Below are 26148 nucleotides of genomic sequence, written 5' to 3'. Positions count from 1 at the left end.
CGAGGCCGCCGCCCTCGACCCGGACTCCACCACGCGAGGACTACCGTTCAGCCATCCGGGGGCCACGACGCCATGCAGTCGAACAGTGCCGGTTTGTTCCATGACATCGCGTTCAGGGGGGACCGAGTCGAGTGGTACTGATACAGCGGGAATCACAGCTCGATCAGCTCCGCGCGGCCTTCGACAACTGCGACGACCAGCACGACGGACAGGTCTGTCTGATCACCGGCGGGGTGGGCAGCGGCAAGACCGCGCTGCTGGAGGCCTTCGCCGCGTCGGTGACCGAGCGCTCGGCCCATGTGCTCCGCGCCGTCGGCTCACCCGCCGAGCGCAGCCTGCAGTTCGCCGTGGTGGACCAGCTCATCGACAGCTCCGGACTCGGGCGCGCCTCCATGCGCCAGGTCGCCACCGCCGTACGGCATCTCGCCCGCACCGCGCCCCCACCACTGACCGCTGACGACCTCGCGGAGCTGACCACCCCGCCGGCCGCCCCGCCGGAGGCCGCCGAACAGCCGCTGCCCACCACCGTGCACGGCGTGCTCGCCTCCCTGCTCGATCTGGCCGGCCCGGCACCCCTCGTGCTCACCGTCGACGATGTGCACCACGCCGACCAGGCGTCCCTGCAGTGCCTGCTGTACGCGGTCCGCAGGCTGCGGCACAAGCGGATCATGGTGGTGCTCACCGAGTCCTCGACGCTGCGCGCCCCGCATCCGCACTTCCGGGCCGAGCTGATGAGCCAGCCCTCCTTCTCCCGGATCGAGCTGGCCCCGCTCACCGACGAGGCGCTGGGCCGGCTGGCCGGGACCCACCCGGTCCCCTCGGCCCGTGCCCGGCTCGCCCGCCGCGCGCCCGCGCTGACCGGCGGAAGCCCGCTGCTCATGAGCGCCCTGCTGGACGATCCGGTCGCGGCCGAGGCCTCCCCCGCGGCGGGCGGCGACGGACCACTGGCCGAGGCCGTGCTGCGCTCCCTGTACCGGCACGAGCCCGAGGTGCGCGCCACCGCGCAGACCCTCGCCGTGCTCGGCCGACCCACACCGCTGCCCGTGCTGGCCCGGCTGGTCGCCCTCACCCCCGATCTGACCGCCCAGGCGCTCCAGTTACTGGGGCAGTCCGGACTCGTGGACGGCGACCTGATCCGCCCCCCGCTCGTCGCCGCCGTCCTCGCCGGACTGCCGACCGAGGAGCGGCGGCGGCTGCACCGGATGACGGCCGAGGTGCTGCACGAGTTCGGCGCCGAGCCGGAGGCGATCGCCCGTCATCTCATCGCCGCCGACTGGGCCGAGCCGGACTGGGCGGAGCCCGCCCTGTACCGGGCGGCGGCCCAGGCGCTGGCCTCCGGTCGCCCCGATCTCACCTGCGCGTGCCTGCGCCTGACGCGGCCTCAGCCCGCGGACACCCCGCGGTGGACGGCGTACGACAGCCTGCTGCTGCGCTCCCGCTGGCAGCTCAACCCGCTGTCGGCCGCCACCGACCTGAGCAGGCTCAGCGCGGTGGAGGGGGCCGACGGCTACCCGCCCAACGCGCTCACCGGTGTGCCCGCGCTGTTGTGGCAGGGCCGCGGCGACGCCGCCTGCTCGATCGTCGCGGCCGTCACCGGGCTGAGGGACCCCTCCCCCGAGACCCGCGCCCGGCTCGCCGCCGCACGGCTGCTGATCTCACTCGCCCGGCCCGACCACTACCCGGAGGCACAGGCCGAGGCCCGGGCCATCACGGACTCCGGCATCGCCACCTCCGTCACCGGCCGCTATCTGGACGCGCTGACCCTGCTCGCCGACTCCCTCGCCCCGGAACGCGGCACGGCGGACCCCTCGGCCGACGCCGAGCTGATGATCCAGCGCTATCTCGACGACGACGGCGCGCTCGGACTGCTGGCGACGCTGCTCGTGGCGATGGTGTACACCGGGCGGCCGGCGCAGGTCCGCGACTGGACGAGGACCGTGCTGGCGCGCCCCTCGGTGGGGAACGTGCCGAGCTGGCAGGCGGTGCTGCACGCCATCCGGGCCGAGGCGGCGCTCCGGCTCGGCTCGCCCCAGGAGGCCGAGGAGCAGGGGCGGGCCGCGCTGACCGTGATCACCCCGCAGGCGTGGGGGTTCGCGGTGGCGGCGCCGCTCGGCACCCTGGTGGCCGCGGCGACGGAGGCCGGGCGGTTCGCGGACGCGGACCGCTGGCTGGCCCGGCCCGTCCCGGCGGAGTCCTTCCGTACCCCGCTCGGACTGCACTATCTGGCGGCGCGCGCCCGCTATCAGCTCGCCATCGGGTGGCGCCGGGCGGCCGCCGACGATCTGCGCTGGATCCGCCGGGAGATGGCGGCCTGGCGCATGGACGTGTCGACCCTGGTGCCGTGGCGGCTGGAGCTGGCGCGCGTACAACTGGCCCTCGGGCACCGGCCGGAGGCCGTACGCCTGCTGGAGGAACAGCTCGACGCCAACCGCCCGGTGGACGACCGCACCCGGGGTGCCGCGCTACGGCTGCTCGCCGGCCTGGTACCGGCGGAGCAGGCCCGCCAGCTGCTGACCCGGGCGGTGAAACTCCTGGAGACCAGCGGCGACCGCCGAGAACTGGACCGTGCGTTGGCCGACAGGGCCGTCCTGCTGGGCCGCCCCACCAGGCCCCATGCCTCCCCCGAGCCGGTGTCGCGCCCGCATTCCCGCCCGCCCGCCGAGCAGGCACGGTGCCTGGACGAGCCGCGGCCCAACGGGCGGGAGAGCCGGGCAGGACAGGTGGGGCAAGGGCAGCCGAAGGGGGAACAGCGCTCCGCCGGTGCGGAACGCGCGGAGCCCCTCGGCGGGTTGAGCGAGGCCGAGACCAGGGTCGCCGCGCTGGCCGCGCAGGGGCACACCAACCGGCAGATCTCCAGCAAGCTGTTCATCACCGTGAGCACTGTCGAACAGCATCTGACCCGGGTCTACCGGAAGTTGGACGTCAAGCAGCGCACCGATCTCGCCACCCGGCTGGCCGCTGTGGGCGCTTGCGGGGACTGAGCCCCTCCGCTCAGGGCGACGCGGGAGTGGCGGAGCGGAAGGCGTCGATGTTCTCCCGGATCGCCTCCGTCACCTCCGCCGGGCGGCCGTTGAGATAGAAGTGTCCGCCGGGGAAGGACCGGAAGCGGAAGGTTCCGGTCGTCAGCTCCTCCCAGGCGCGGGCGTCGGCCAGGGGTACCCGGGAGTCGCTCTCGCCGGTCAGCACCGTCACGGGCACGCTCAGCGGGGCCGCGCCCGGCGTGACCCGGTAGGTCTCCACGGCCCGGTAGTCGGCGCGCAGCGCGGGCAGCACCATGCGCACCAGCTCCTCGTCGTCGAGGATGCCCGGCTCGGTGCCGCTCAGCTCGCGGATCTCGGCGATGATGCCGTCGTCGTCCCGGAGGTGGACGGTCTCCTCACGGAACCGGTGCGGGGCGCGCCGCCCGGAGGCGATGAGGCCCAGCAGCTCGCCCCCGCCGGACTCCTCCAGCCGCAGGGCGATCTCGTAGGCGAGCACGGCGCCCATGCTGTGTCCGAAGAGCACCACGGGACCGGTCGGCTCGGAGACCAGTGCCTTGTACACCTGGTCCGCCAGCTCCCGCAGATCCGTACGGGCCGGCTCACGGTGCCGGTCGAGTCGCCCCGGGTACTGGACGCACAACACGTCCAGCTCCGGCGCGAGCGCGCGGGCCAACGGCAGGAAGTAGGGGGCGGAACCGCCTGCGTGCGGCAGTGCGAGGAGCTTGACGGCGCCGGGCCGGGCCGGCTCGTACCGGCGGAACCAGGTGTCGTACTGACCGGATGCTGCCGACATGACGGGTCGTACCTCCAGCGATCGGGTGCGACGGGACGAACCGTCCACGGACGCCCCACATTACGAGCCCCGCCCACCACGGAAGAAGCCCCTACGACCCCTGTCCCGCCCGCGCGGACTGCCGGTGCGGGGGCGCTCGCGGTCCCCGGGGCGGGCATCCCGAGCGCCCCCTGAGGTCAGTCGTCCAGCGCGTCCATGACGTCCGCGAGGTCGACGAACTTGAAGCCGGTCGCGGTCCGGTCCTCGCTCCGCGGGGTCTCGTCGCCGTCCTGGACGACCAGGAGGCCGTTGGGGTAACGGCGCCCCAGCGGCGCGTTGAGGACCGCCGCGCCGTCGCACTCCTCGGAGCCGTCGAGGGTGGCGGAGGCGGCCGTGACCCGGAAGCCGCCCTCGTATTCGTTGTCGTCCTCGACCTCGCGGTCGTACGCGGCGAAGGTGTTGTCGCCCTGGCTGGAGGCGAGGAGGTAACCGTCACCGTCGGACTCGGGCAGCAGGGTCAGGCCCTCGACGTCGGCGGCGACGCGGGTGCCGCCGAAGCCGGGATCGGATCCCGGCGCGCACTCCTCGGTGGCCTCGTCGTAGGTGCCGGGGACGCCGTACTCGCGGACCTTGTCGATGAGCCTGGGCGTGCCGGTGAGGTCGGCGCGCAGCCGCCAGATACCGACGTCCTCCTGACCGGCGTAGAGCGTGCCGTTGGCGGGGTCGACCACCATGCCCTCCACCTGGGGCAGTTCACCGGGCTCCAGGCACGGCGTCCACGAGGTGCCGTCGGGCAGCCGGAAGGCGGAGGGCAGGTCAATGGTGCGGATCTTGCGGTAGCCGACCGTGCCGGAGCGGGTGGGCAGCAGCTCCAGGAGCGCGACGCTCGTCGTCTCGCGCCGGCTGACCAGGGCGTACGAGCGGCCCGTGGCACGGTCGGTCCAGGTGGCCAGGCCGTAGGCGGTGCGCTGGTCGTTGATCTCCTCCTGGTCGGCGGAGAAGACCGGCGACACGGCCGGGTCGGTGACGTCGGTGAGCGGGCCGCCGGCGCGGTCGCGGTCGATGCGGTAGAAGCGCAGCCGGTCGTTGCCGCGGTCGCTGGTGACGGCGAGGTCGGCGCGGCCGGTGGACAGCTTCAGGCCGTGCACCAGGTCGACGTTGTTGAAGCGCCCGGGGGCGTCCTCGGGGGTCGGTCCGGCCGGGGCGGGCACGGACTGGACCTCGCGCGCGTCGAGGTCGTAGACCCGCAGTCCGCCCTCCTTCGCCGTGGCGACGACCAGACTGCGGCCCGGCTCGGCGGCGTTGCGCCAGATCGCCGGGTCGTCCGCGTCGGAGTTGCCGCCCGCCTCGTCGTCGTGGAGTGCCGCCGTCTCGGACCTGGGGGTGATCCCGGGCAGTGCGGACGACGCCTGCGCCTGGGTGGGCAGCGTCACGGCGAGTGCGACCAGGGTGGCCGTCATCAGGAAGACGTGCGATCTACGGGGCTCGGGCACGGACGCGCTCCTTCTGCTCTTGATCGGATGCGTCTGGCAGCCTGTCCCGCGTGCGTGAAGGGTGAGCGTTCGTCACTTACGGCGAGATAGACGTGACATGAACACTACATACCGCGTCGAACGGTGACCGGGAAGTCGACGTGCCGGAACGGGTTCGGCAGCCCGTGCTCGGCGGCCCGCCGCGGATCGTCGACCTGGGCGAAGGTCCGGACCAGACTCGCCTTCACGCCGAACACCGCGTCGGAGTCCAAGTAGGGCGAGTCGTCGGCGAACAGATGGGTCGTCAGGGTCCGGACGCCGGGCCCCGACACCTGGACGTGGATGTGCGCGGCCCGGTTGGCGTGCCGGCGGGTCGATCTCAGCAGGGCGCCGACCGGGCCGTCGGTGGGGATCGGGTAGTGGCGCGGCACGACGGTACGGAACCAGAACCGCCCGTCGCCGTCGGCCGTGAACAGCCCGCGCAGATTGCGCTCCGGCACCTCGCCGGGCCGCTGCACGTCGTAGAACCCCTCCGCGTCGGCCTGCCACACGTCCACCCGGGCCCCGGCCACCGGCGCTCCGGAGGTGTCCGTGACCCGGCCGGTGACCAGGCACGGCTCACCGCCCTCACCGATGCTGTCGCCGAGCTCCCGCGCGGGTGACTCGACCAGGTGGAAGGGGCCTTCTACGGTGGCCTCGGTGCACTCCCCGTCCGCCGGGTTGTTCAGGGACTCGACCAGCATCGACACCCCGAGCACGTCGGAGAGCAGGATGAACTCCTGCCGGGTGGCGTCGCACTTGCGGCCGGTCTCGGTGAGGAAGCGGATGCCCTCGGCCCACTCCTCGGCGGTCAGCCCCACCTCCTTGACGAAGGCGTGGGCATGGCCGACCAGGGAGGTCAGGATCTCGCGCAGGCGCTCGTCCGGGGCTCCGGCGAAGGAGGCGGCGACGATCTCCGCGGACCGCTCCGCGTCGAAGCCACCGGACGCCTCGCGGGGTCGCTCGCTCATCTGCCGCCTCCCTCACCGCACGGTCAGTTCACGGCCGCGCCGGGAACCTCTTCGGTCACGCCGTTCAGCTCCGAGGCCGGATCGAAGCCGTACGGCCGGGTCAGGGCCTCCATGCCGTGGCCGGACGGATCCCGGAAGTACACGCCCCGGCCGCCGTCGTTGCGGTTGATGCGGCCCGGGTGCTTGCCGTGCGGGTCGGCCTGGATGGGCACGCGCGCCGCGACGAGCCGGGCGAGGATCTCGTCGAACTCCTCCTCCGACACGAGGAAGGCGTAGTGCTGCAGGGGAATGTCGGCGTCGGGACCGAAGGTCGCGAAGTCGAGCGTGACGCCGTTCGCCGTTTCGACGGGCAGGAACGGCTCGGCCGGTTCGCCCACTTCGAGGCCGAGGATCCCGGCGAGGAACCGGGCTGACTGCTCCCGGTCGTGACTGGCGATGACGGTGTGATTGAACTCGACGGGCAAGGTGAATGCCTCCGTGGGCATCTCCGCGGCGCCTCCATGCCTCACCCAGCCGGTGACCGACACGCGATGCCGCGACAATCACCCTAGGCACACGGTCGCCGTCGCGTCGAGCCGTTTTGCGCCGGAAGGCTTGCCTCCAGATCGTCCAGGGCGCTGCGGGCCGCGGCGATACGCGTCCGCAGCTCCCTGTCGGCCGGCGGAGTGTCGTCCGACCGCTCCCGCTCCAGCTCCCGGGCCTCCTCCAGGGAGCTGATCACCACCCCGATGAGCACGTTGACCAGCACGAACGAGGCGATCAGGACGTACGACGCGTAGTAGACGACGCTCCAGCGCGTGGCCTCGAGACCGGCGTGCACCGCCTCGCCCAGGCCGTCCAGCGTCATCAGCAGGAACAGGGTGAGCACCGCGCGGCCGATCGAGCCGTACTGCTCGGGGTCGTGTCGGCCGAGGAGGAGCCAGCCGACCATGGCGTAGACGTAGAGCAGCAGCGCGCCCACGAGCAGAAAGCTGACCGTGCCGGGCAGGCTGCGGGCCACCGCGACCATCACGATGCGCAGTTGGGGCAGGAACCGGGCGGTGCGCAGGACGCGGGCCAGGCGCAGCAGCCGCAGGACGGTGGCGTTCTCGCGGACGACCGGGAGGAACGCGAGGCCCACGACGGCCAGGTCGAACAGGTTCCATGGATCACGGAGGAACTCGCGGGGGCGGTCGGCGTGGGCGCAGGCGCGCAGCGCGATCTCGGCCGTGAAGGCCGCGAGGCACACGTGCTCGGCGAGCCCCAGCCACCGGGACCACTCCGCCGCGAGGCCGGGGTACGTCTCCACGCCCAGCAGGGCGGCGTTGACGAGGATCAGGGCGAGGACGGTGAGCGCGAACCAACGGGCCTCCGTGATCTGGCGGGCCCACTGCGCGAGCGCCCGGCGGGCGGGCCAGGACGCGCGCTCCGGAAGAAGCTGGTGGTCGGTCATCCTGCTGAATCTGCTCCGAGGCGCGGCGCGGTATGCCGGGGGCTCAGATGTGCGAACGCGACAGAGCCCGCACGCCCCTCGCCTCGCCCGAACCATGCCCCGCCCGCACATGACCGCACCGCTGCCCCGCACAGGCCCACGGAAGGGGCGCGCCGGCCGCTCCGCTCAGCGGACGGCGGAGTGGAGCCGGTTCGTCAGCGCGTTCAGGGCGCCCAGGACGGAGCCCAGCGCGTCCTTCTCGCCCTCGGTGAGGGACAGCAGCGCCTGCCGGAGGTAGGCGGCCTCCAGCTCCCGCACCTCGGCGAGCCGCTGCCGGGAGGTGGCAGTGAGGTGGAGATGGGCGACCCGCTTGTCGGTGGCGTCCTGGCGGCGCTCCAGCAGCTCGAGCTCGGTCATCCGGGAGACGAGGGCGCTGACGTTGTTGGGCTTCATCAGCAGCGCCTCGGCCGCCTCGCGCACGGTGGCGCCCTCGCGCCGCGCCACGAACCGCAGCAGCGCGAGCTGACCCTCGGGCGGCTTGGGGTGCGGGTACTCCGCCGCGATCCGCCGCTCCAGCGCACGGTGCAGCGCGGGCACCTGCTCCGCGAGGCCGGCGGCCACGCGGTCGAGGTCCCGGCTGGGAGTGCTGGAGGGGGTCACGCTCGCAATATAGGTATGAGAACATAGCTATGTCAAAAGACCCACTGCCCACTGTTCGGCGACATCGTTCAAGCAGCCACCCCTACGGAAGCCGGAGCCCGATGGACCGCGTTTCTTCCCGCCCTCGCACTCCCCGCCCGCCCGTCCCCCAGACGGCCCTCGGTGTCGGCGCGATCCTGCACGGCCCCCAGGGGCTGCTGCTCGGCCGCCACAAGTACGGCACCTGGGAACTGCCCGGCGGCATGGTGGAGCCCGGCGAGTCGCTCCAGCAGACGGTCGTGCGCGAGCTGGCCGAGGAGACCGGCCTGACGGCGCGCCCGGCGGATGTACGACTGCTCGGCACCCTCCTGGACCGGGTCGAGGGGGTCGTACGGCTCACCGTCGCCGCCCAGGTCACCACCTGGCAGGGCGAGCCTCGCGACCAGCCCGGGGAGAAGGTCGGCGACTGGCGCTGGTACGCCCTGGACGGGCTGCCGCAGGAGCTGTTCGTGTGCAGCGCCCAGGCCCTGACCGCCTGGCGCCCCGGCCTGCCGATCGACCACACCCCGGCCCACTTCACGCCCTACGCGTAGGGGGCCTGCAACCCTCTCGCAACCTCCCCCGTGGTCCGCTGGTCCGTCCGGATCCGGTTCCCGTGGGGATGGTTGGCATGTACGAGGAGATCCCGCGCGTCGCGCTGACGCCCGCCGCCGCCGAACTGGTGCGGCGGCTGCACGACGCGCACGGCCCGCTGATGTTCCATCAGTCCGGCGGCTGCTGCGACGGCAGCGCGCCGATGTGCTACCCGGCGGGCGAGTTCCGCACCGGCAACTCGGACGTGCTGCTCGCCGAGTTGTACGTGCACGGCGTCGAGGAGCCGGTGGGCTTCTGGATGTCCCGCAGCCAGTACGAGGCCTGGGCCCACACCCGGCTGATCGTCGACGTGGTGGAGGGCCGCGGCAGCGGCTTCTCCCTGGAGGCACCCGAGGGGGTGCGTTTCCTCATCCGTTCTCGCGTTGTCGGGGCATAGCCACCGCGCCGACCGCCCGGATCTGATGCACTTCTCCCCTGAGTCCCGGGACAGTTGACGAATCCTCAGGGGGGACTGTGACACGTCGTCAGAAACGACGCACGGCACGCAGAACGACACTGACCTTTCTCACCGTACTCGGCTCGCTGGCCGGTACCGCCCTGCTGGGGGCGGTACCGGCCAGCGGCGCTCCCGCCGCCACGCGGCTCGCTCCCGGTGTGGTGTACGAGCAGTTCGACATCCAGGGCGCCCAGGGCACCGCCCACGGCCATCTGCTGCGGGTGGACCTGACCAACCCGCGTATCACCCTGGACCTGCTGTACCCCGGGAAGGTCGCTGCCCGGACGCCCGTGTCCCGGCTGGCCGACGCCCAGGGCGCCATCGCCGGGGTGAACGGCGACTTCTTCAACATCACCGAGACCCAGCACCCCGGCGTCGAGGTGACCGGCGCGAGCGTGGGTCCCGCCGTCGCGAGCGGCCGTACGCTCAAGGCGGCCGTACCGAACGACCAGCGCTTCGGGCCGTCCCTGCCGCCCGGCACCTCCACCGAGGACGTCGTGGGCATGGGCGTCGACCGCCGGGCCCGTCTCGACGACATGGCACTGGCCGGATCGGTCCGCACGGCCACCGGGAACCTGGGGCTCGGCGGCCTCAACCAGTACGCGCTGCCGGTGAACTCCGTCGGGGCGTTCACCTCCGAGTGGGGCAGTGTCTCCCGGGTCCGGGCGACCTGCGGCACCGACACCGACCGCGCCGCGCCGTGCAGCACGGACACCCACGAGGTGACGGTCCGCGGCGGTCGGGTGGTGGCGACCGCCGACAGCCCGGGCGGCGGCGCCATCCAACCCGGGACCACCGTGCTGGTGGGCCGGGAAGCGGGGGCGCAGGAGCTGCGGAAGTTCGTCCCGGGGCAGCCGGTGAAGGTACGGCACCGGCTGGTGGCCGCCGCCTCCCGGGTGGCGTACCGGTTCGCGGTCGGCGGCTACCCGGTGCTCACCGGCGGACAGCCGCTGCCGGGCCTGGACGACAACACCGCCGCGGTGCGCAGCGCCGTGGGCATCGGGGGCGGCGGGAAGCAGGTGCTGCTGTTCTCGCTGGACGGCGGCACCGGGTACAAGGGGCTGACCATCGCCGAAGTGGCCCACACCATGCGGAGGTTGGGCTCGACCGACGCCTTCAGCCTGGACGGCGGCGGTTCCTCGACGCTGGTCGCCCGGGCCCCTGGGGCCTCCACGGTCAGCGTGCTCAACCATCCCTCGGGCGGCGCGGAACGCCCCGTCCCGAACGGCATCGGCGTCTTCACCCGGTGACGGGCCGATGAGCGGGCGGCCTCACGGTCTCAGACCGCTGACGATGTCGGCGGTGGCCGTGAGGCCGCTGCTGATGGTGGGCGCGATGCTGGTGCCGGCCATGTAGAAGCCGAGCAGGGCGCACACGAGCGCGTGGGAGACCTTGAGCCCGCCGTTGCGCAGGAAGATCACCGCAAGGACCAACAGCAGCAGCACCACGGAAATGGACACGGCCATCGTCAACCTCCTCCGCCACGCCGCACACGTCCGGTTCACGGCGTTCGGCCGTAAGTGTGGCGTAGCGGAGGGTTCGTCCGGGCGGCTGACCTGTCCGCCGAACGTGTGGTGTCACGCGCGGTCGTGCGCCTCCAGGAAGGCCCGCAGGCCGGAGAGGTCGTCGGTGTTGAGGTAGTCGACATCGGCGGCGACCAGTTCGGTCCACAGCGCGTCGCGTTCCGGGCCCGCCAGGTCCGGGGTGGCCCAGAACCGCACCTTCTGCCCGCGGGAGTGCGCGGCCCCCGTGATCGTGTTCAGCTTCCGCCGCTCGGCGTCGGGGAAGGCGCCGACGCCTCGCCAGGTGAAGTTGTTGCCCCAGTTGTCGCTGATCAGCGGGATGAAGGAGGCCGGTGCCGAGCTGCCGAGGTCGCTGAGCCGGCCGTCGTAGAAGGCGCGGCGCACGGTCTGCGCCTCCATCGGCACCCGGGCGGCGCGGTCGCCGGAGATGACGGCGGTGACCGGGCCGGGGAACACCCGGCCGTGGGCGTACGTCGTGAACAGGTGCCTGTAGCGCTTGAGATGCCGGTCGAGTTCGAGGTACGTCGAGGAGCCCTCGGTCTTGATGTCGATGAGCAACTGGAGCGGCCTGCGGTAACCGCGGTACACGGAACCGTGGTTGGCCTTGACGCGGGCGGCGAGCGGGTCGAGGTAGAGGGACTCCAGGGTGCGCGCGGGGTCGAGGTCCTCCGGGTCGTGGGCGACGAGGAGCTGGTCGCCCGTGAGGAAGATGTCGGCCTCCAGGCTGCCGAACCGGTGGTCCAGGGCGTCGAGGAGGGGGCGCGGGTGCTCGTAGTCGTTGTGGGCGTGGGCGCGCCACAGCGGGCGGGGTCGGTGCTTCTTGTCGACGGCGAAGGCACTGCCGACCGGCGGGGCCAGCACGCCCGCGAGTGCGGCGCCGACCGTGGTGAGGGCTCTGCGACGAGTGATGAGCGCCATGTTCTGCCTCCCTTTGGGCCGATCCGAACCACAGGGAGTATGAAGCGGTCAGGTCCGTAACGAACCTGTACGTGCCAGGAGTTGGCCGGACTGCCGCCGTCCGTTCACTCCGTCCGTCCGGCGGCGCGAAAAAGCCCGCCCCAGGCAGGGCGGGCTTTCCCGGGTGAACTCCGGTGGGCCGTCAGGGGGCCTGGAGGTCGACCAGTTCGGCCAGCGCGGCCCGGTGCGCGCCCGCGGTGCCGTACGCGATCGAGTCCGCCTTGGCCCGCTTCAGGTACAGATGCACCGGGTGCTCCCAGGTCATTCCGATGCCGCCGTGCAGTTGCAGCGCCTCCTCGGCGGCACGGACCGCGACGGGCGCCGCGTACGCCTGGGCGACGGCGACCGCCACGTCGGCGTCCTCGCCGCGCGCGAGGGCGTCGGCCGCGTTGCGGGCGGCGGCGCGCAGGTTGACGACCTCCAGCCACGTCTGGGCGAGCCGGTGCTTGAGCGCCTGGAAGCCACCGACGGGCCGGTTGAACTGCTTGCGCTCCTTCAGGTAGCGCACGGTCTCGGTCAACGTCCAGTCGGCGCCTCCGAGTTGCTCGGAGGCGAGCAGCCCGGCACCGGCGCGCAGGGCGCGGCGCACGGCGGGTTCGGCGTCGCCGAGCAGGCGTCCGGGCGCTCCGTCCAGGGTCACCGTGGCCACCGGACGCGTCAGGTCCAGGGACGCCCGCGGGGTGATCGTGGCGGCGGAGGCGTCGACCGCGTAGAGGCCTCCGTCGTCGGCGGGCACGAGCAGCACGTCGGCGACTGCGGCGTCCGCGACGGCGGTCAACTCGCCGTGCAGGGAGCCCTCTTCATGTCGTACGACCTTGTAGACGCCGCCCGGAGCCACACTCAGGGCGACGGCGAGAGCGCCGATACGGCGGCCGGACGCGAGGTCGGCCAGCAGGTCGAAGGCGTCGCAGGCCAGCAGGGCTTCGGTGGCCACGACGGCACTGGTGAGATACGGCACCGGGGCGACCGCGCGACCCAGCTCTTCCAGGACCACGGCGGCTTCGCGGTGCGTGGCGCCCTGGCCGCCGTGCTCCTCGGGAACCAGGAGGCCCGCGAGACCCATGCCGTCGGCGAGCGCCTTCCAGGCCTCCAGGTCGTGCGGCGCGTCCGACTCGGTGCGGGCGATGACGCCGGGCGCGTCGCAGTGGTCGGCGAGCAGGTCCCGGACGGCGGACCGCAGCGCCTCTTCCTCCTCGGAGTAGAGAAGATCCGGCTGTGCGCTCATCGGGACAGGTCCTTCCATGCGACGTCCTTGTCGGTGCGCGGCTCGGCGGGCAGGCCGAGGACGCGCTCGGCGACGATGTTCAGCAGGACCTCGCTGGTCCCGCCCTCGATGCTGTTGCCCTTGGAGCGGAGGTAGCGGTAACCGGCCTCGCGGCCGGTGAAGTCCACGTGTTCCGGGCGCCGCATGGTCCAGTCGTCGTACAACAGGCCCTCCTCGCCGAGGAGTTCGACCTCCAGGCCGCTGATCTCCTGGTTGAGGCGGGCGAAGCCGAGCTTCATGCCGGCGCCCTCGGGGCCGGGCTGGCCCGCGACGAGCTGCTGGCGCAGCCGCTCGCCGGTGAGCCGGGCGACCTCGGCGTCCACCCACAGCTTCAGCAGTCGCTGATGGAGTTCCTGGGTGCGCAGTTCGGGACGCTCGCGCCAGGCCTTCGAGACCGGGCCGATCATGCCGCCCTCGCGGGGCAGCCGCATGCCGCCGATGGCCACGCGTTCGTTGTTCAGCGTGGTCTGCGCGACCCTCCAGCCGTCGCCGACCGCGCCGAGTCGGTGGGCGTCGGGGATGCGGACGCCGGTGAGGAAGACCTCGTTGAACTCGGCCTCGCCGGTGATCTGGCGCAGGGGCCGCACCTCGACGCCGGGGTCGGTCATGTCGCAGAGGAAGTAGGTGATGCCCGCGTGCTTGGGCACGTCCGGGTCGGTCCGCGCGATGAGGATGGCCCAGCGGGCGAGATGGGCACTGGACGTCCACACCTTCTGTCCGTTGACGACCCACTCGTCGCCCTCCCGTACGGCCCGGGTGCCGAGCGCCGCCAGGTCGGAGCCGGCGCCGGGCTCGCTGAAGAGCTGGCACCAGACCTCCTCCCCGGTCCACAGCGGCCGCAGGAACCGGCGCTTCTGCTCCTCGGTGCCGTAGTGAAGGATCGTCGGGGCGGCCATGCCGAGGCCGATGCCGATCCTGCGGGGGTCGTTGTCGGGGGCGCCGGCGGCCTCCAGCTCGGCGTCCACGACGGCCTGGAGCGAGCGCGGGGCGCCGAGGCCACCGAGGCCCTCGGGGTAGTGCACCCAGGCCAGCCCGGCGTCGAAGCGGGCCCGGAGGAAGTCCTGCCGGTCGGTGGACGCGGGCGGGTTCGCGGCCAGGAACTCCTGGGTGAGGCGGCGCAGTTCGGCGGCGTCGGTCATGCTGCTCCCTCCGTCAGGACGGCGATCCGGCCGGTGGTGACACCGTCGCCGACGCGTTGCACGGCCGCCGCGGCCTCGGCGAGCGGGACGCGCTCGCTGATCAGCGGCTTGATCGCGCCCCGCGCCGCCAGCTCGGTGAGCTGCTCGTGGCAGTGCTGGACCAGCTTGGGGTTCTTGGTGTTGTACAGGCCCCAGTGCAGGCCGAGGATCGAGTAGTTCTTCACCAGCGCGTGGTTGAGGCCCGGGCTGGGGATCGAGCCGCTGGCGAAGCCGACGACCACGATCCGGCCCTCGAAGGCGACGACCTTGGTGGACTGGGTGTAGGCGTCCCCGCCGACGGGGTCGTAGATCACATCGGCGCCCCGGCCGCCGGTGGCCTCCTTCACGGCCGCGACGACGTCCTCGCTGCGCCGGTCGATCACCACGTCACAGCCCAGCTCCCGGGCGACGGCGGCCTTCTCGGCGCCGCCGACGACACCGATGACCGTGGCTCCGGCGGCCTTGCCGAGCTGTACGGCGGCGCTGCCGACCCCGCCCGCGGCGGCGTGCACGAGGAGGGTCTCCCCGGCCTCCAGCCCGGCCCGGCGGTGCAGTCCGAACCAGCCCGTCTGGTAGCCGATGTGCAGGGCGGCGGCCTCGGCGTCGTCCAGCGACTCGGGCGCGGGCAGCAGGGCCCGTGCATCGGCGACGGCGTACTCGGCGAATCCGCCGTACGGCAGCGCGGGGTTGGCGATGACGCGGCGGCCGTCCTCGGTCTCGCCGCAGATCTCCACGCCCGGGGTGAACGGCAGCGGCGGCCGGACCTGGTAGTGGCCCCGGCACATCAGCACGTCCGGGAAGTTGATGTTGGCGGCGCGCACCTTCAGCAGGACCTGGCCGTCACCGGGGGTGGGCGGCTCGACGTCCGCGAGCCGCATCACCTCACTCGGCTCGCCGTTCTCGTGCACTTGCCATGCCTGCATGCGGTGCCTCCACGGGACTGCTTCGTCTGACCGGGGTCGGTTCGCATACTAAGCGGTCGCTTGCCGATCAGGGAACAGTCACGCGGGTCACGCGTTCCTGGGCCGCGCCCGCACGTGCATCCGCTCCCCCTGCGGCCCGAACAGACTCAGGAACTCCACCGGCCCCTCCCCCGTCGACCCGAACCAGTGCGGAACCCGGGTGTCGAACTCCGCCGCCTCCCCCGCCGCGAGCACCACGTCGTGCTCGCCCAGCACCAGGCGCAGCTTGCCGGAGAGGACGTACAGCCACTCGTAGCCCTCGTGGGTGCGCGGTTCCGGCTCGAGGCGGCGCTGCGGTTCGAGCACCTTGAAGGCCTGCAGGCCGCCGGGCTGCCGGGTGAGGGGCCAGTGGGTACGGCCGTAGCGCTCGATCGGCTTCACCCCGCGCACCCGGGGATCGCCGACCGCGGGGGCGCCGACCAGTTCGTCGAGCGGCACCTGATGTGCCTGGGCGATCGGCAGCAGCAGCTCCAGGCTGGGCTTGCGCAGCCCGGACTCCAGCCGGGAGAGGGTGCTGACCGAGATGCCGGTGGCCTCGGACAGCGCGGCGAGGGTCACCTCCCGCTCCTTGCGCATCTGCTTCAACCTGGGGCCGACGCCCGCGAGAACTTCCTCCGTACTCATGTCGGTATTGCAGTTTCGGCAAAGACGTTTGTCAATCCCGCGCTCGCGGAGCGACCGTGGCGGCATGACCGAAACCTACGAAGTGATCGTGATCGGGGGTGGCGCGGCGGGCCTGTCCGCGGCCCTGGTGCTGGGCCGCGCCCGGCGCCGCACCCTGGTGGTCGACGCGGGCGAGCCCCGCAACGCTCCCTCCGCCCATATGCAGGGCTATCTGTCCCGGGACGGGATGTCGCCGGCCGAGTTCCTCGCGATCGGGCGCGAGGAGATCGCCCGCTACGACGTGGAGCTGGTCCGGGACCGGGCGGTGGACGTCACCGAGGGCTTCACGGTGACGCTGGAGAGCGGGCGTACCGTCCACGCCCGGCGCCTGGTGATCGCCACCGGCCTCAAGGACGAACTGCCCAACGTGCCCGGGCTCGCCGAGCGGTTCGGGCGGGACGCGCTGCACTGCCCGTACTGCCATGGCTGGGAGGTGCGCGACCAGGCCTTCGGGGTGCTCGCGACCAGCCCGCTGAGCGTGCACCAGGCGCTGATGGTGTCGCAGTGGTCCAAGGACGTGACGCTGTTCCTGCACGAGGTCGACGAGAGCGAGCTGTCCGCCGACGACGTGCGGAGGCTGGCCGTGGCGGGGGTGGACGTGGTGCCGGGGCCGGTCGCCGAGGTGCTGGTCGAGGAGGACCGGCTCACCGGGGTACGCCTCTCGGACGGCTCCACCCATGCCCGCGAGGTCCTCTTCGTCGCGCCCCGCGCCGTGCCGCGGACCGATCTGCTCCAGCGGCTGGGGGCGGAGCTGACCGAGACCCCCTTCGGCTCGTACCCCGTGGTGGATCCCACCGGGCTCACGTCCGTCCCGGGCGTGTGGGCCGCGGGCAACGCGGCGGGGTTCGCCGAGCAGGTCGTCAACGCGGCGGCGGGTGGCTACCGGGCCGGGGCCACGATCAACGGGGAGCTGCTGATGACGGACCTGGACGCCGCCGCCCAGGTGTAGAGCGGCCACCCCGGGTGCACCATGGTCAGCATGCTGTTGAGCCGACTGGCCCAAGTGTCCCAAGAGGTCGCCGCCACCTCGGCCCGGTCCCGGAAGGTCGCTCTGCTGGCGGAGCTGTTCCGGGACGCCGAGGCCGCGGACGTGCCCATCGTCATCCCCTATCTCGCGGGACGGTTGCCGCAGGGGCGGCTCGGGGTGGGCTGGAAGGTGCTCGGCCGGCCGGTCGCCCCGGCCGCCGAAGCGACCCTGACCGTGGCCGAGGTCGACGCCCTGCTCACCGATCTCGGCAAGGTGTCGGGCGCCGGTTCGCAGGCCGAACGGGCGCGGCTCGTCGGCGAGTTGCTGGGCGCCGCCACCGCCGACGAGCAGCGGTTCCTGTACGGGCTGATCACCGGCGAGGTCCGCCAGGGCGCGCTGGACGCGGTGGCCGTGGAGGGCCTGGCGCAGGCGGTCGAGGCGGCCCCGGCGGACGTACGGCGGGCCGTGATGCTCGCGGGCTCGCTGCAGACGGTGGCCGAGGCACTGCTCACCGAGGGCCCCGCCGCACTCGGCCGCTTCCGGCTCACCGTCGGCCGCCCGGTCCTGCCGATGCTGGCGCACAGCGCCTCCTCGGTGTCCGAGGCGGTCGAGAAGCTCGGCTCCTGCGCGGTGGAGGAGAAACTGGACGGCATCCGCGTCCAGCTCCACCGGGACGGCGACACGGTACGGGTCTACACCCGCACCCTCGACGACATCACCGACCGGCTGCCCGAACTGACCGCCGCGGCGATGGAGTTGCGCGGTGAGCGGTTCATCCTGGACGGCGAGGTCATCGCCTTCGACGCGGCGGGACGGCCCCGCTCCTTCCAGGAGACCGCCGGGCGCGTCGGCTCACGGGTGGACGTGGCGACAGCGGCGCGCGCGGTCCCGGTCTCCCCCGTCTTCTTCGACGCGCTCTCCGTCGACGGCCACGACCTGCTCGACCTGCCCTTCGCCGACCGCCACGCCGAACTGGCCCGGCTGGTCCCGGAGCCGATGCGCGTCCGGCGCACCCTCGCCGACGGCCCCGAGGACAGCGGGCGGGCCGAGGCCTTCCTCGCCGAGACCCTGGAGCGCGGCCACGAGGGCGTGGTCGTGAAGTCCCTGGACGCCCCCTACAGCGCGGGCCGGCGCGGCGCGTCCTGGCTGAAGGTCAAGCCCGTGCACACCCTCGACCTGGTCGTCCTGGCCGCCGAGTGGGGGAACGGCCGGCGCACCGGCAAGCTCTCCAACCTGCACCTCGGCGCCCGCACCGACGACGGCTCGTTCGCCATGCTCGGCAAGACCTTCAAAGGCATGACCGACGCGATGCTCAGCTGGCAGACTCGGCGTCTGAAGGAGCTGGCGGTCGAGGAGAGCGGCCACGTCGTCACCGTACGACCGGAACTCGTCGTCGAGATCGCCTACGACGGCCTGCAGAAGTCCACCCGCTACCCGGCCGGCGTCACCCTGCGCTTCGCCCGGGTGGTCCGCTACCGGGAGGACAAGCGCCCCGAGGAGGCGGACACCGTGGAGACCCTGCTCGCGGCCCACCCCGAGGTGCGGCCGTGAAGTACAGCGCGGGCCTGCTGCTGTACCGGCGCACCGACGACGGCCTGGAGGTGCTTCTCGGCCACATGGGCGGCCCTTTCTGGGCCACGCGCGACGCGGGGGCGTGGGGCGTGCCGAAGGGCGAGTACGAGCCGGAGACGGAGGCCGCCTGGGACGCGGCCCGGCGGGAGTTCCAGGAGGAGCTGGGTCTGGCGCCGCCCGCCGGGGATGCCGTACCGCTCGGTGACGTGCGTCAGTCGAACGGCAAGCTGGTGACGGTGTGGGCGGTCGAGGCCGACCTCGATCCGGCGACCGTCGTGCCGGGCACCTTCCGGATGGAGTGGCCGCCGAAGTCCGGGCTGACCGAGGAGTTCCCCGAGCTGGACCGGGTCGCTTGGTTCTCCCTGGACAGCGCCCGCACCGTGATCGTGAAGGCCCAGGGCGCGTTTCTGGACCGGCTCGCGGAGCACTCGGGCTGAACCGCCGCGTTGCGGCCACCGGCGACGCGCGGGAAGGTCGAAGCACATCAGCACATCCCGGGAGGTCGGTCATGCCCATCGCAACGGTGAACCCGGCGAACGGCGAGACACTCAAGACGTACGAGGCCATGGACGGCGAGGAGATCGAGCGCCGCCTCCAGCTCGCCGAAGCCACGTTCCGCACGTACCGGACGACGACGTATCCCGAGCGCGCCCGGCTGCTGAACCGGGCAGCGGACCTCCTGGACGAGGACGCGGGGGACATCGCCCGGGTGATGACCACCGAGATGGGCAAGCCCGTCGCGCAGGCCCGCGCCGAGGCCGGCAAGTGCGCCAAGGCCATGCGCTGGTACGCCGGGCACGCCGAGGAACTCCTCGCCGACGAGGAGCCCGCCGAGGCCGACGTACGGGACTCCGGGGCCTCCCGGGTCCGGGTGCGCTACCGGCCGCTCGGCCCGGTGCTCGCGGTGATGCCGTGGAACTTCCCGCTGTGGCAGGTGGTGCGGTTCGCCGCGCCCGCGCTGATGGCGGGCAACGTCGGCCTGCTCAAGCACGCCTCCAACGTGCCCCAGACCGCGCTGTACCTGGAGGACCTCTTCCACCGGGCGGGCTTCACGGAGGGCGTGTTCCAGACGCTGCTGATCGGCTCCGGGCAGGTGGAGGAGGTCCTGCGCGACGAGCGCGTCAAGGCGGCCACCCTCACCGGCAGCGAGCCGGCGGGCCGCGCTGTCGCCTCGGTCGCCGGGGACATGGTGAAGAAGACGGTGCTGGAGCTGGGCGGCAGCGACCCCTTCGTCGTCATGCCCTCCGCCGACATCGACCGGGCCGCCGAGGTGGCGGTGACCGCGCGCGTGCAGAACAACGGGCAGTCGTGCATCGCCGCCAAGCGGTTCATCGTGCACACCGACGTCTACGAAGCCTTCGCCGAGCGGTTCGTGGCGGGCATGAAGGCGCTGAAGGTCGGCGACCCGATGGCGGAGGAGACCCAGGTGGGTCCCCTGGCGACCGAGCAGGGGCGGACCGACCTGGAGGAACTGGTCGACGACGCCACCCGCAGCGGGGCCGAGGCCCTGTGCGGCGGCCACCGGCTGCGCCGCCCCGAGCTGCCCGGCTGGTACTACCCGCCGACGGTGCTGACCGGTGTCACCCGGGAGATGCGGATCCACCGCGAGGAGGCCTTCGGCCCCGTCGCCACGCTGTACCGGGCGGGGGACCTGGACGAGGCGGTCCTCATCGCCAACGACTCGCCGTTCGGCCTGAGTTCCAACGTGTGGACGCGCGACGAGGCCGAGGTCGACCGGTTCGTACGGGACCTGGAGGCCGGCGGCGTGTTCGTCAACGGCATGACCGCCTCCCACCCGGCGTTCCCGTTCGGCGGGGCCAAGCGCTCGGGGTACGGCCGTGAGCTGTCCGGGCACGGAATCCGCGAGTTCTGCAACATCACCACCGTTTGGCAGGGTGCGTAGGCCCTGCGCGGCTACGATCCCGTTTTGTGAACCGCGAAGTGACTCTGCCTCTGATCGTCGATGACCGCGGGACCTTGCAGGTGTCCGCCGCCGATGTGAGCAAGCTCTTGCGGACCGTCGGCGGGCGGTGGCTTCATCTTGTCGAGGCCGGTGAGGATCTCGACGAGGACACCGTGGCCGCGCTGACCATCGAGCTGGCCAAGCTGGCGGATCGCATCGACGTCGCCTGCATCGCGCACAGCAGCGGCAGCACGCCGTAGGGGCACACGCACAGTCATCCCGCGTTCGGCGTAGCTCCGCGCGAAGTCGCCGCCTCCTCGGGTGATCGTGGACTGGACCACCTCCTGAGGCGAAAGCAGGCACGGTTCATGGCGACTTTGTGCAGACCCTCGGTGTCCGTTCCAGAGCATGTGATCACGATGGAGGAGACGCTCGAACTGGCGCGCTCCCGCCACGCCGACCACCCCCAACTCCCGCTGGCGCTCAGGCTGATCGAGAACACGGGCGTGAAGACCCGGCACATCGTGCAGCCCATCGAGGAGACGCTGAAGCACCCGGGGTTCGAGGAACGCAACAAGATCTACGTGGCGGAGGCGAAGGCCCGGGTGCCCGCCGTCGTCCAGCGGGCGCTCGACGACGCCGAGCTCCTCACCAGCGACATCGACGTGATCATCTACGTGTCGTGCACGGGCTTCATGATGCCCTCGCTCACGGCCTGGCTCATCAACGAACTGGACTTCGAGCCCACCACCCGTCAGATACCCATCGCTCAGCTGGGCTGCGCGGCCGGCGGTGCGGCGATCAACCGGGCGCACGACTTCTGCACGGCCTACCCGGAGGCCAACGCGCTCATCGTGGCCTGCGAGTTCTGCTCGCTGTGCTACCAGCCCACCGACATCGGCGTCGGCTCGCTCCTCTCCAACGGCCTCTTCGGCGACGGCATCGCCGCCGCCGTGGTGCGCGGCCGGGGTGGCGAGGGCATCCGACTGGAACGCAACGGCTCGTACCTGATCCCAAAGACCGAAGAGTGGATCATGTACGACGTCCGGGCCACCGGCTTCCACTTCCTGCTGGACAAGCGGGTGCCGGCCACCATGGAGCCGCTCGCCCCGGCGCTCCAGGACCTCGCGGGGCTGCACGGCTGGGACGCCGCCGACCTGGACTTCTACATCGTCCACGCCGGAGGTCCCCGCATCCTCGACGACCTGAGCAAGTTCCTCCAGGTCGACCCGCACGCCTTCCGCTTCAGCCGGGCCACGCTCACCGAGTACGGCAACATCGCCAGCGCCGTCGTCCTCGACGCGCTGCGCCGGCTGTTCGACGAGGGCGGCGCCCCGGAGCGGGCGCGCGGGCTGCTCGCCGGGTTCGGCCCCGGCATCACCGCCGAGATGGCTCTCGGCCGCTGGCAGCGCATGGACGAAGAGGCGGTATGACCGAGAAGACCCTGACCGAGATCCTCCCCCCGATCCGGCACTGGCCGGCCCTCGATCTGACCGGTGTCGACTTCGACCCGGTGCTGAGCGAGCTGATGCGGGAGGGCCCGATCACCCGCATCCAGCTGCCCAACGGCGAGGGCTGGGCCTGGCTGGTCACCCGGTACGAGGACGTACGCATGGTGACCAACGACCCCCGGTTCAGCCGCGAGGCCGTCATGGACCGGCCGGTCACCCGGCTCGCCCCGCACTTCATCCCGGCCCGGGGCGCGGTCGGCTTCCTCGACCCGCCGGACCACACCCGGCTGCGTCGCTCGGTGGCCGCCGCGTTCACGGCCAAGGGCGTGGAGCGGATCCGGGAGAAGTCCCGCCGGATGCTGGACGAGCTGGTCGACGAGCTGCTCCAGGACGGGCCGCCCGCCGATCTCACCGCGACGGTCCTCACCCCGTTCCCCATCGCGGTGATCTGCGAGCTGATGGGTGTGCCGTCCGCCGACCACCACGTCATGCACACCTGGACCCAGCTGATCCTGTCCTCGTCGCACGGCGCCGATGTCAGCGAGAAGGCCAAGAACGAGATGGGCTCCTACTTCGCCGACCTCATCGGGCTCCGGGACGGCGGCGGCTCCGAGGACGTCACCTCGCTGCTCGGCGCCGCCGTGGGCCGGGGTGAGGTGACGCTGGAGGAGGCCGTGGGGCTCGCGGTGCTGCTCCAGATCGGCGGCGAGGCGGTCACCAACAACAGCGGGCAGCTGTTCTACATCCTGCTGACCCGCCCCGACCTGGCCGCACGGCTGCGCGCCGAGCCGGAGATCCGCCCCCAGGCCATCGACGAGCTGATCCGCTACATCCCGCACCGCAACGCGGTCGGGCTCTCCCGGATCGCCACCGAGGACGTGGGCGTCCAGGGCGTCCGGATCCGGGCCGGGGACGCGGTCTACGTGTCCTACCTGGCCGCCAACCGGGACCCGGACGTCTTCCCGTACCCGGAGACGATCGACTTCTCGCGCAGCCCGAACCCGCATGTGTCCTTCGGTTTCGGACCGCACTACTGCCCCGGCGGCATGCTCGCCCGCATGGAGTCGCAGCTCCTGGTGGACGTGCTCATGGAGCGGCTGCCGGGGCTGAGACTGGCCGTTGCGCCGGAGAAGGTGCCCTTCAAGAAGGGCGCGCTGATCCGCGGGCCCGAGGCCCTGCCCGTCACGTGGTGAGCGGTCGATGACGGCGACGGAAGGCCTTCTGGTCCCGCCGGGTCATGGCCGGGTCGTCCAGACCCCGGCCCAGCACGTGACCTTCAAGGTCACCGGCTCGCACTCCCGCATGGCGTCCACGTTCGAGGTGATCGTGCCCCCCGGCTTCGACGTGGGCGCCCATGTGCACACCCGCAGCGAGGAGTTGTTCTACGTCCTCGAGGGCGAACTGGACGTCCTCGCCTTCGAGCCCCGGGTCCGGACCCCCGACAACTGGCAGCGCTGGGAGTCCGGTTCGGGCAGCCGGGTGGTACGGGCGACCCCGGGCACGGTGATCGTCGTACCACCCGGCTGCCCCCACGCTTTCGCGAACCCGACGGACGAACCCGCGAAGATGTTCTTCCAGGCCTCCCCGCCCCCGGACCACGAGCGCTACTTCGAGGAGCTGCTCGAGATCCTGGGCGGTGGGGGCCCACCGGACCATGCGGCGATCGAGGAGCTGCGGAGCCGGTACGACATCGAGCAACTGACTCCGTTGAGACACCGTTAGCGGATGGGCATCCCCGAGAGCGTCCTAGCGATCACCAGTCGCTGGATCTCACTCGTGCCCTCGAAGATCGTGTAGATCGCGGCATCCCGGTGCATCCGCTCCACCGGATACTCCCGTGTGTACCCGTTGCCGCCCAGGATCTGGATCGCCTGGGCGGTGACCTTCTTGGCGGTCTCGCTGGCGAACAGCTTGGACATCGAGCCCTCGGCCGCGGTGAACGGCTTGCCGTTGACCGCCATCCAGGACGCCCGCCACACCAGCAGCCGCGCCGCGTCGATCGACGTACGCATGTCGGCGAGCTCGAAGGCGACACCCTGGTTGTCGATGATCGGGCGGCCGAACTGCTCACGCGTCGTGGCGTAGTCCAGCGCCACCTCGTACGCGGCCCGGGCCGTGCCGACGGCCATGGCGCCCACGGCCGGCCGGGACGCCTCGAACGTGGCCATCGCCGCGTTCTTCACCCGCTCGCCGCCGGCCTTCGCCCGCTCGCGGGCCCGCGCCAGGCGCTCGTCCAGCTTCTCCTTGCCGCCGAGGAGGCAGGAGCCGGGAACGCGGACGTTCTCCAGCACGACCTCGGCGGTGTGCGAGGCGCGGATGCCGTGCTTCTTGAACTTCTGGCCCTGGGAGAGTCCCGGCGTGTTCGGCGGGATGATGAAGGACGCGTGGCCCTTGGAGCCCAGCTCGGGGTCGACGACCGCGACGACGACATGGACGTTGGCGATGCCGCCGTTGGTCGCCCAGGTCTTCGTGCCGTTGAGCACCCACTCGTCCTTGGCCTCGTCGTACACGGCACGGGTCCGCATCGACGCCACGTCGGACCCGGCGTCCGGCTCGGAGGAGCAGAACGCTGCGACCTTGACATCGTTGGCGTCGCCGTACATCTGCGGGATCCAGGTGCCGATCTGCTCCTCGGTGCCGTTGGCGAGGACGCCGACGGCGGCGAGGCCGGTGCCGACGATCGACAGCGCGATGCCCGCGTCGCCCCAGAACAGTTCCTCCATCGCCATCGGGATGCCGAGGCCCGTGGGGTCGAAGTACTGCTGGGCGTAGAAGTCGAGGGAGTAGATGCCCACCTTCGCGGCTTCCTGGATGACCGGCCAGGGAGTCTCCTCACGCTCGTCCCATTCGGCGGCCGCGGGGCGGATGACGTCGGCGGCGAAGCCGTGCAGCCAGTCCCGGACCTCCTTCTGTTCGTCGTTGAGCTCCATGGTGAACTCGGCCATGACCCCTCCAGCGGCGGCGCACGTGCATGTTACTTGCGGTAACGAAAGTCTGTTACCGATGGGTAGACAAAGTCAACTCCCGATGCCCCGTCGGCAGCCCGTTCGATGTCAGGACCGTGTCGAGTGTTAGTTTGCGCAGGCGTCACCGAAACAGCACGGGTGGGGAGAGCACATGGACACCACACAGCGGACCGAGCAGCAACGGTCGGCGGATCGCCGTCGGCGCGAGCTGCTGGAGGCCGCCGACCGGGTGGTGCTGCGCGACGGCCCGCAGGCCTCGATGAACGCGATCGCGGCGGAGGCGGGCATTACGAAGCCGATCCTCTACCGGCACTTCGGCGACAAGGGCGGACTTTACGCGGCCTTGGCCAAGCGGCACACGGACGCGTTGCTGGACTCGCTGCGGGCCGCGCTCGACGCGCCGGCGGAGCGACGGGAACGGGTGGAGGCCACGCTGGACACCTACCTCGCCGCGATCGAGGCCCGGCCCCAGGTGTACCGGTTCCTGATGCACCCCGCGGAGGGCGGCCAGTCGGGGGACCAGGGCTTCGACGTCGGCAAGCACTCGGCTCCCCTGCTGCGCCGGATGGGCGAGGAGTTGGCGCAGGTCATCGAGGAGCGGCTGGACCTCGGACCCGGGAGCCAGCAGCTGGCCCGGGTGTGGGGGCACGGGATCGTCGGGATGATGCACGCCGCGGGTGACTGGTGGCTCGGGGAACGGCCCTGTTCCCGGGCCGAGTTGGTGCGGAGCCTCGCGGACCTCCTGTGGGGCCGGCTGGCGGCGGCCGGCGACCGGGTGGGCGGTCCGGGGTTCTGAGCGAGTGCCCTCACCCGGACCAGGAGGCCTTGGCCACCTGACGCATCAGCTTCCTGTGGCGCCGGCCCGTGACGCGGTCCGCGTAAATCGTCCCCTCCAGATGGTCGCACTCGTGTTGCAGACACCTCGCGAAGAAGCCCGTCCCATGCACCGTCACCGGCTCCCCCGTCACCGTGAACCCCTCGACCACGGCGTGGTCGTACCGTTCCGTCCCGGCCTCCAGACCCGGCAGCGACAGACAGCCCTCCGGACCGCGGATCACCACACCGTCCGCCTCGACCAGACGCGGGTTCACCACATGCCCCAGATGCCGTACGTCCTCGTCGTCCGGACAGTCGTAGACGAACACCCGCAGCGGCACGCCCACTTGGTTCGCCGCGAGGCCCACGCCCCGGGCCGCGTACATCGTCGCGAACATGTCCTCGACGAGCGTCGCCAGTTCGGCGCCGAAGTCCGTGACGTCCTCGGCGGGGGCGTGCAACACCGGGTCGCCGTGCAGGGTGAGGGGCCGGACACGTCCGCGGACGCCCGGAATGGAGCCATGTCGCATGGCGGCAAGATTACGGCCGAT

Annotated in this window: 26 protein-coding genes and 1 pseudogene; 13 read left to right on the top strand and 14 right to left on the bottom strand. The window is 72.0% G+C overall.

Going from position 1 to position 26148, the window contains the following annotated elements; all coding sequences use genetic code 11:
* Window positions 1–131: 131 nt before the first annotated feature.
* Window positions 132–2981, top strand: a complete 2850-nt coding sequence (locus tag ACWDRW_RS32940) for an AAA family ATPase (RefSeq protein ID WP_451729770.1) — start codon at window positions 132–134, stop codon at window positions 2979–2981.
* Window positions 2982–2991: 10 nt separating this feature from the next.
* Here ACWDRW_RS32940 and ACWDRW_RS32935 read toward each other — a convergent pair whose 3' ends face one another.
* The 6 genes from ACWDRW_RS32935 to ACWDRW_RS32910 form a co-directional block, all read right to left on the bottom strand.
* Window positions 2992–3774 (bottom strand): thioesterase II family protein, encoded by a 783-nt coding sequence (locus ACWDRW_RS32935; protein WP_451729767.1) that lies wholly within the window; start codon window positions 3772–3774, stop codon window positions 2992–2994.
* Between the two features lie 176 nt (window positions 3775–3950).
* A complete protein-coding gene (locus ACWDRW_RS32930; RefSeq protein ID WP_451729792.1) occupies window positions 3951–5213 on the bottom strand; it encodes a phytase in 1263 nt (420 codons plus the stop codon).
* 137 nt (window positions 5214–5350) lie between these two features.
* Window positions 5351–6235, bottom strand: a complete 885-nt coding sequence (locus ACWDRW_RS32925) for a dioxygenase family protein (RefSeq protein ID WP_451729764.1) — start codon at window positions 6233–6235, stop codon at window positions 5351–5353.
* 23 nt (window positions 6236–6258) lie between these two features.
* A complete protein-coding gene (locus ACWDRW_RS32920) occupies window positions 6259–6699 on the bottom strand; it encodes a VOC family protein (RefSeq protein ID WP_451729789.1) in 441 nt (146 codons plus the stop codon).
* A gap of 83 nt (window positions 6700–6782) precedes the next feature.
* Window positions 6783–7667: an ion transporter gene (locus ACWDRW_RS32915; protein ID WP_451729761.1), complete on the bottom strand. Its 885-nt coding sequence runs from the start codon at window positions 7665–7667 to the stop codon at window positions 6783–6785.
* Between the two features lie 165 nt (window positions 7668–7832).
* Entirely contained in the window at window positions 7833–8306 is a 474-nt protein-coding gene (locus ACWDRW_RS32910) for a MarR family winged helix-turn-helix transcriptional regulator (protein ID WP_451729758.1), read from the bottom strand.
* Window positions 8307–8413: 107 nt separating this feature from the next.
* On the opposite strand from ACWDRW_RS32910, the pseudogene ACWDRW_RS32905 reads away from it, so the two are divergent.
* From ACWDRW_RS32905 to ACWDRW_RS32895, 3 genes and pseudogenes are all read left to right on the top strand, one after another.
* Window positions 8414–8878, top strand: a pseudogene (locus ACWDRW_RS32905) (nucleotide triphosphate diphosphatase NUDT15); the annotation flags it as partial.
* A 77-nt stretch (window positions 8879–8955) separates the two neighbouring features.
* Window positions 8956–9315, top strand: a complete 360-nt coding sequence (locus ACWDRW_RS32900; protein ID WP_451729755.1) for a DUF779 domain-containing protein — start codon at window positions 8956–8958, stop codon at window positions 9313–9315.
* 77 nt (window positions 9316–9392) lie between these two features.
* A complete protein-coding gene (locus ACWDRW_RS32895) occupies window positions 9393–10625 on the top strand; it encodes a phosphodiester glycosidase family protein (protein WP_451729753.1) in 1233 nt (410 codons plus the stop codon).
* Between the two features lie 21 nt (window positions 10626–10646).
* Here ACWDRW_RS32895 and ACWDRW_RS32890 read toward each other — a convergent pair whose 3' ends face one another.
* The 6 genes from ACWDRW_RS32890 to ACWDRW_RS32865 form a co-directional block, all read right to left on the bottom strand.
* The gene (locus ACWDRW_RS32890; RefSeq protein WP_451729750.1) at window positions 10647–10841 is read right to left on the bottom strand and encodes a hypothetical protein; all 195 of its coding nucleotides are present in this window, start codon (window positions 10839–10841) and stop codon (window positions 10647–10649) included.
* A gap of 111 nt (window positions 10842–10952) precedes the next feature.
* Complete coding sequence (locus tag ACWDRW_RS32885; RefSeq protein ID WP_451729747.1) at window positions 10953–11816, bottom strand: phosphatidylinositol-specific phospholipase C/glycerophosphodiester phosphodiesterase family protein; 864 nt, start codon at window positions 11814–11816, stop codon at window positions 10953–10955.
* Window positions 11817–11997: 181 nt separating this feature from the next.
* Complete coding sequence (locus tag ACWDRW_RS32880) at window positions 11998–13080, bottom strand: acyl-CoA dehydrogenase family protein (RefSeq protein WP_451729744.1); 1083 nt, start codon at window positions 13078–13080, stop codon at window positions 11998–12000.
* The gene (locus tag ACWDRW_RS32875; RefSeq protein WP_451729741.1) at window positions 13077–14258 is read right to left on the bottom strand and encodes an acyl-CoA dehydrogenase family protein; all 1182 of its coding nucleotides are present in this window, start codon (window positions 14256–14258) and stop codon (window positions 13077–13079) included. Before ACWDRW_RS32875 ends, ACWDRW_RS32880 begins: the two co-directional genes overlap by 4 nt.
* Window positions 14255–15220, bottom strand: coding sequence for an NADPH:quinone oxidoreductase family protein (locus tag ACWDRW_RS32870; RefSeq protein ID WP_451729738.1), 966 nt, complete (start codon window positions 15218–15220; stop codon window positions 14255–14257). The genes ACWDRW_RS32875 and ACWDRW_RS32870 overlap by 4 nt, the downstream gene beginning before the upstream one ends.
* An 87-nt stretch (window positions 15221–15307) precedes the next feature.
* Entirely contained in the window at window positions 15308–15883 is a 576-nt protein-coding gene (locus ACWDRW_RS32865) for a helix-turn-helix domain-containing protein (RefSeq protein WP_451729736.1), read from the bottom strand.
* Between the two features lie 64 nt (window positions 15884–15947).
* Between ACWDRW_RS32865 and ACWDRW_RS32860 the strand changes: the two genes are divergently transcribed.
* The 8 genes from ACWDRW_RS32860 to ACWDRW_RS32825 all read left to right on the top strand — a co-directional run bounded on the left by ACWDRW_RS32860 (window position 15948) and on the right by ACWDRW_RS32825 (window position 23537).
* On the top strand, window positions 15948–16871 hold the full coding sequence (locus ACWDRW_RS32860; RefSeq protein WP_451729734.1) for an NAD(P)/FAD-dependent oxidoreductase: 924 nt from the start codon (window positions 15948–15950) through the stop codon (window positions 16869–16871).
* Window positions 16872–16901: 30 nt separating this feature from the next.
* Window positions 16902–18440 carry an ATP-dependent DNA ligase gene (locus ACWDRW_RS32855; RefSeq protein WP_451729731.1) on the top strand — a complete coding sequence of 513 codons (1539 nt, stop codon included), beginning with the start codon at window positions 16902–16904 and terminating at the stop codon, window positions 18438–18440.
* Window positions 18437–18898, top strand: coding sequence for an NUDIX domain-containing protein (locus ACWDRW_RS32850; protein ID WP_451729728.1), 462 nt, complete (start codon window positions 18437–18439; stop codon window positions 18896–18898). Before ACWDRW_RS32855 ends, ACWDRW_RS32850 begins: the two co-directional genes overlap by 4 nt.
* Window positions 18899–18969: 71 nt before the next feature.
* Window positions 18970–20364: an NADP-dependent succinic semialdehyde dehydrogenase gene (locus tag ACWDRW_RS32845; RefSeq protein ID WP_451729725.1), complete on the top strand. Its 1395-nt coding sequence runs from the start codon at window positions 18970–18972 to the stop codon at window positions 20362–20364.
* A gap of 26 nt (window positions 20365–20390) precedes the next feature.
* Window positions 20391–20624: a DUF6213 family protein gene (locus tag ACWDRW_RS32840; RefSeq protein WP_451729722.1), complete on the top strand. Its 234-nt coding sequence runs from the start codon at window positions 20391–20393 to the stop codon at window positions 20622–20624.
* A gap of 84 nt (window positions 20625–20708) precedes the next feature.
* Window positions 20709–21797: a type III polyketide synthase gene (locus ACWDRW_RS32835; protein ID WP_451729787.1), complete on the top strand. Its 1089-nt coding sequence runs from the start codon at window positions 20709–20711 to the stop codon at window positions 21795–21797.
* On the top strand, window positions 21794–23008 hold the full coding sequence (locus ACWDRW_RS32830) for a cytochrome P450 (protein WP_451729719.1): 1215 nt from the start codon (window positions 21794–21796) through the stop codon (window positions 23006–23008). Before ACWDRW_RS32835 ends, ACWDRW_RS32830 begins: the two co-directional genes overlap by 4 nt.
* 7 nt (window positions 23009–23015) lie before the next feature.
* Complete coding sequence (locus tag ACWDRW_RS32825; protein ID WP_451729716.1) at window positions 23016–23537, top strand: cupin domain-containing protein; 522 nt, start codon at window positions 23016–23018, stop codon at window positions 23535–23537.
* Here ACWDRW_RS32825 and ACWDRW_RS32820 read toward each other — a convergent pair.
* The gene (locus ACWDRW_RS32820; RefSeq protein ID WP_451729713.1) at window positions 23534–24760 is read right to left on the bottom strand and encodes an acyl-CoA dehydrogenase family protein; all 1227 of its coding nucleotides are present in this window, start codon (window positions 24758–24760) and stop codon (window positions 23534–23536) included. The genes ACWDRW_RS32825 and ACWDRW_RS32820 overlap by 4 nt on opposite strands.
* Window positions 24761–24932: 172 nt before the next feature.
* Between ACWDRW_RS32820 and ACWDRW_RS32815 the strand changes: the two genes are divergently transcribed.
* Complete coding sequence (locus ACWDRW_RS32815) at window positions 24933–25577, top strand: TetR family transcriptional regulator (protein WP_451729710.1); 645 nt, start codon at window positions 24933–24935, stop codon at window positions 25575–25577.
* Window positions 25578–25587: 10 nt separating this feature from the next.
* On the opposite strand, the gene def is transcribed toward ACWDRW_RS32815, so the two are convergent.
* Window positions 25588–26127 (bottom strand): peptide deformylase, encoded by a 540-nt coding sequence (gene def, locus ACWDRW_RS32810; RefSeq protein WP_451729707.1) that lies wholly within the window; start codon window positions 26125–26127, stop codon window positions 25588–25590.
* Between the last annotated feature and the right edge of the window lie 21 nt (window positions 26128–26148).

The sequence above is a fragment of the Streptomyces sp. NPDC003635 genome (assembly GCF_053587635.1).
Note: the sequence above shows the minus strand (reverse complement) of the source record. Positions and strands in the feature narration are given on the sequence as shown.

Excerpts from the sequence above, each read along its gene's own strand:
- ACWDRW_RS32900 (WP_451729755.1), top strand. The coding sequence starts at position 8,956 with ATGTACGAGGAGATCCCGCGCGTCGCGCTGACGCCCGCCGCCGCCGAA.
- ACWDRW_RS32890 (WP_451729750.1), bottom strand. The coding sequence starts at position 10,841 with ATGGCCGTGTCCATTTCCGTGGTGCTGCTGCTGTTGGTCCTTGCGGTG.
- def (WP_451729707.1), bottom strand. The coding sequence starts at position 26,127 with ATGCGACATGGCTCCATTCCGGGCGTCCGCGGACGTGTCCGGCCCCTC.
- ACWDRW_RS32930 (WP_451729792.1), bottom strand. The coding sequence starts at position 5,213 with ATGACGGCCACCCTGGTCGCACTCGCCGTGACGCTGCCCACCCAGGCG.
- ACWDRW_RS32925 (WP_451729764.1), bottom strand. The coding sequence starts at position 6,235 with ATGAGCGAGCGACCCCGCGAGGCGTCCGGTGGCTTCGACGCGGAGCGG.
- ACWDRW_RS32915 (WP_451729761.1), bottom strand. The coding sequence starts at position 7,667 with ATGACCGACCACCAGCTTCTTCCGGAGCGCGCGTCCTGGCCCGCCCGC.
- ACWDRW_RS32865 (WP_451729736.1), bottom strand. The coding sequence starts at position 15,883 with ATGAGTACGGAGGAAGTTCTCGCGGGCGTCGGCCCCAGGTTGAAGCAG.
- ACWDRW_RS32855 (WP_451729731.1), top strand. The coding sequence starts at position 16,902 with ATGCTGTTGAGCCGACTGGCCCAAGTGTCCCAAGAGGTCGCCGCCACC.
- ACWDRW_RS32825 (WP_451729716.1), top strand. The coding sequence starts at position 23,016 with ATGACGGCGACGGAAGGCCTTCTGGTCCCGCCGGGTCATGGCCGGGTC.
- ACWDRW_RS32815 (WP_451729710.1), top strand. The coding sequence starts at position 24,933 with ATGGACACCACACAGCGGACCGAGCAGCAACGGTCGGCGGATCGCCGT.
- ACWDRW_RS32830 (WP_451729719.1), top strand. The coding sequence starts at position 21,794 with ATGACCGAGAAGACCCTGACCGAGATCCTCCCCCCGATCCGGCACTGG.
- ACWDRW_RS32885 (WP_451729747.1), bottom strand. The coding sequence starts at position 11,816 with ATGGCGCTCATCACTCGTCGCAGAGCCCTCACCACGGTCGGCGCCGCA.
- ACWDRW_RS32860 (WP_451729734.1), top strand. The coding sequence starts at position 15,948 with ATGACCGAAACCTACGAAGTGATCGTGATCGGGGGTGGCGCGGCGGGC.
- ACWDRW_RS32935 (WP_451729767.1), bottom strand. The coding sequence starts at position 3,774 with ATGTCGGCAGCATCCGGTCAGTACGACACCTGGTTCCGCCGGTACGAG.
- ACWDRW_RS32845 (WP_451729725.1), top strand. The coding sequence starts at position 18,970 with ATGCCCATCGCAACGGTGAACCCGGCGAACGGCGAGACACTCAAGACG.
- ACWDRW_RS32880 (WP_451729744.1), bottom strand. The coding sequence starts at position 13,080 with ATGAGCGCACAGCCGGATCTTCTCTACTCCGAGGAGGAAGAGGCGCTG.
- ACWDRW_RS32875 (WP_451729741.1), bottom strand. The coding sequence starts at position 14,258 with ATGACCGACGCCGCCGAACTGCGCCGCCTCACCCAGGAGTTCCTGGCC.
- ACWDRW_RS32870 (WP_451729738.1), bottom strand. The coding sequence starts at position 15,220 with ATGCAGGCATGGCAAGTGCACGAGAACGGCGAGCCGAGTGAGGTGATG.
- ACWDRW_RS32820 (WP_451729713.1), bottom strand. The coding sequence starts at position 24,760 with ATGGCCGAGTTCACCATGGAGCTCAACGACGAACAGAAGGAGGTCCGG.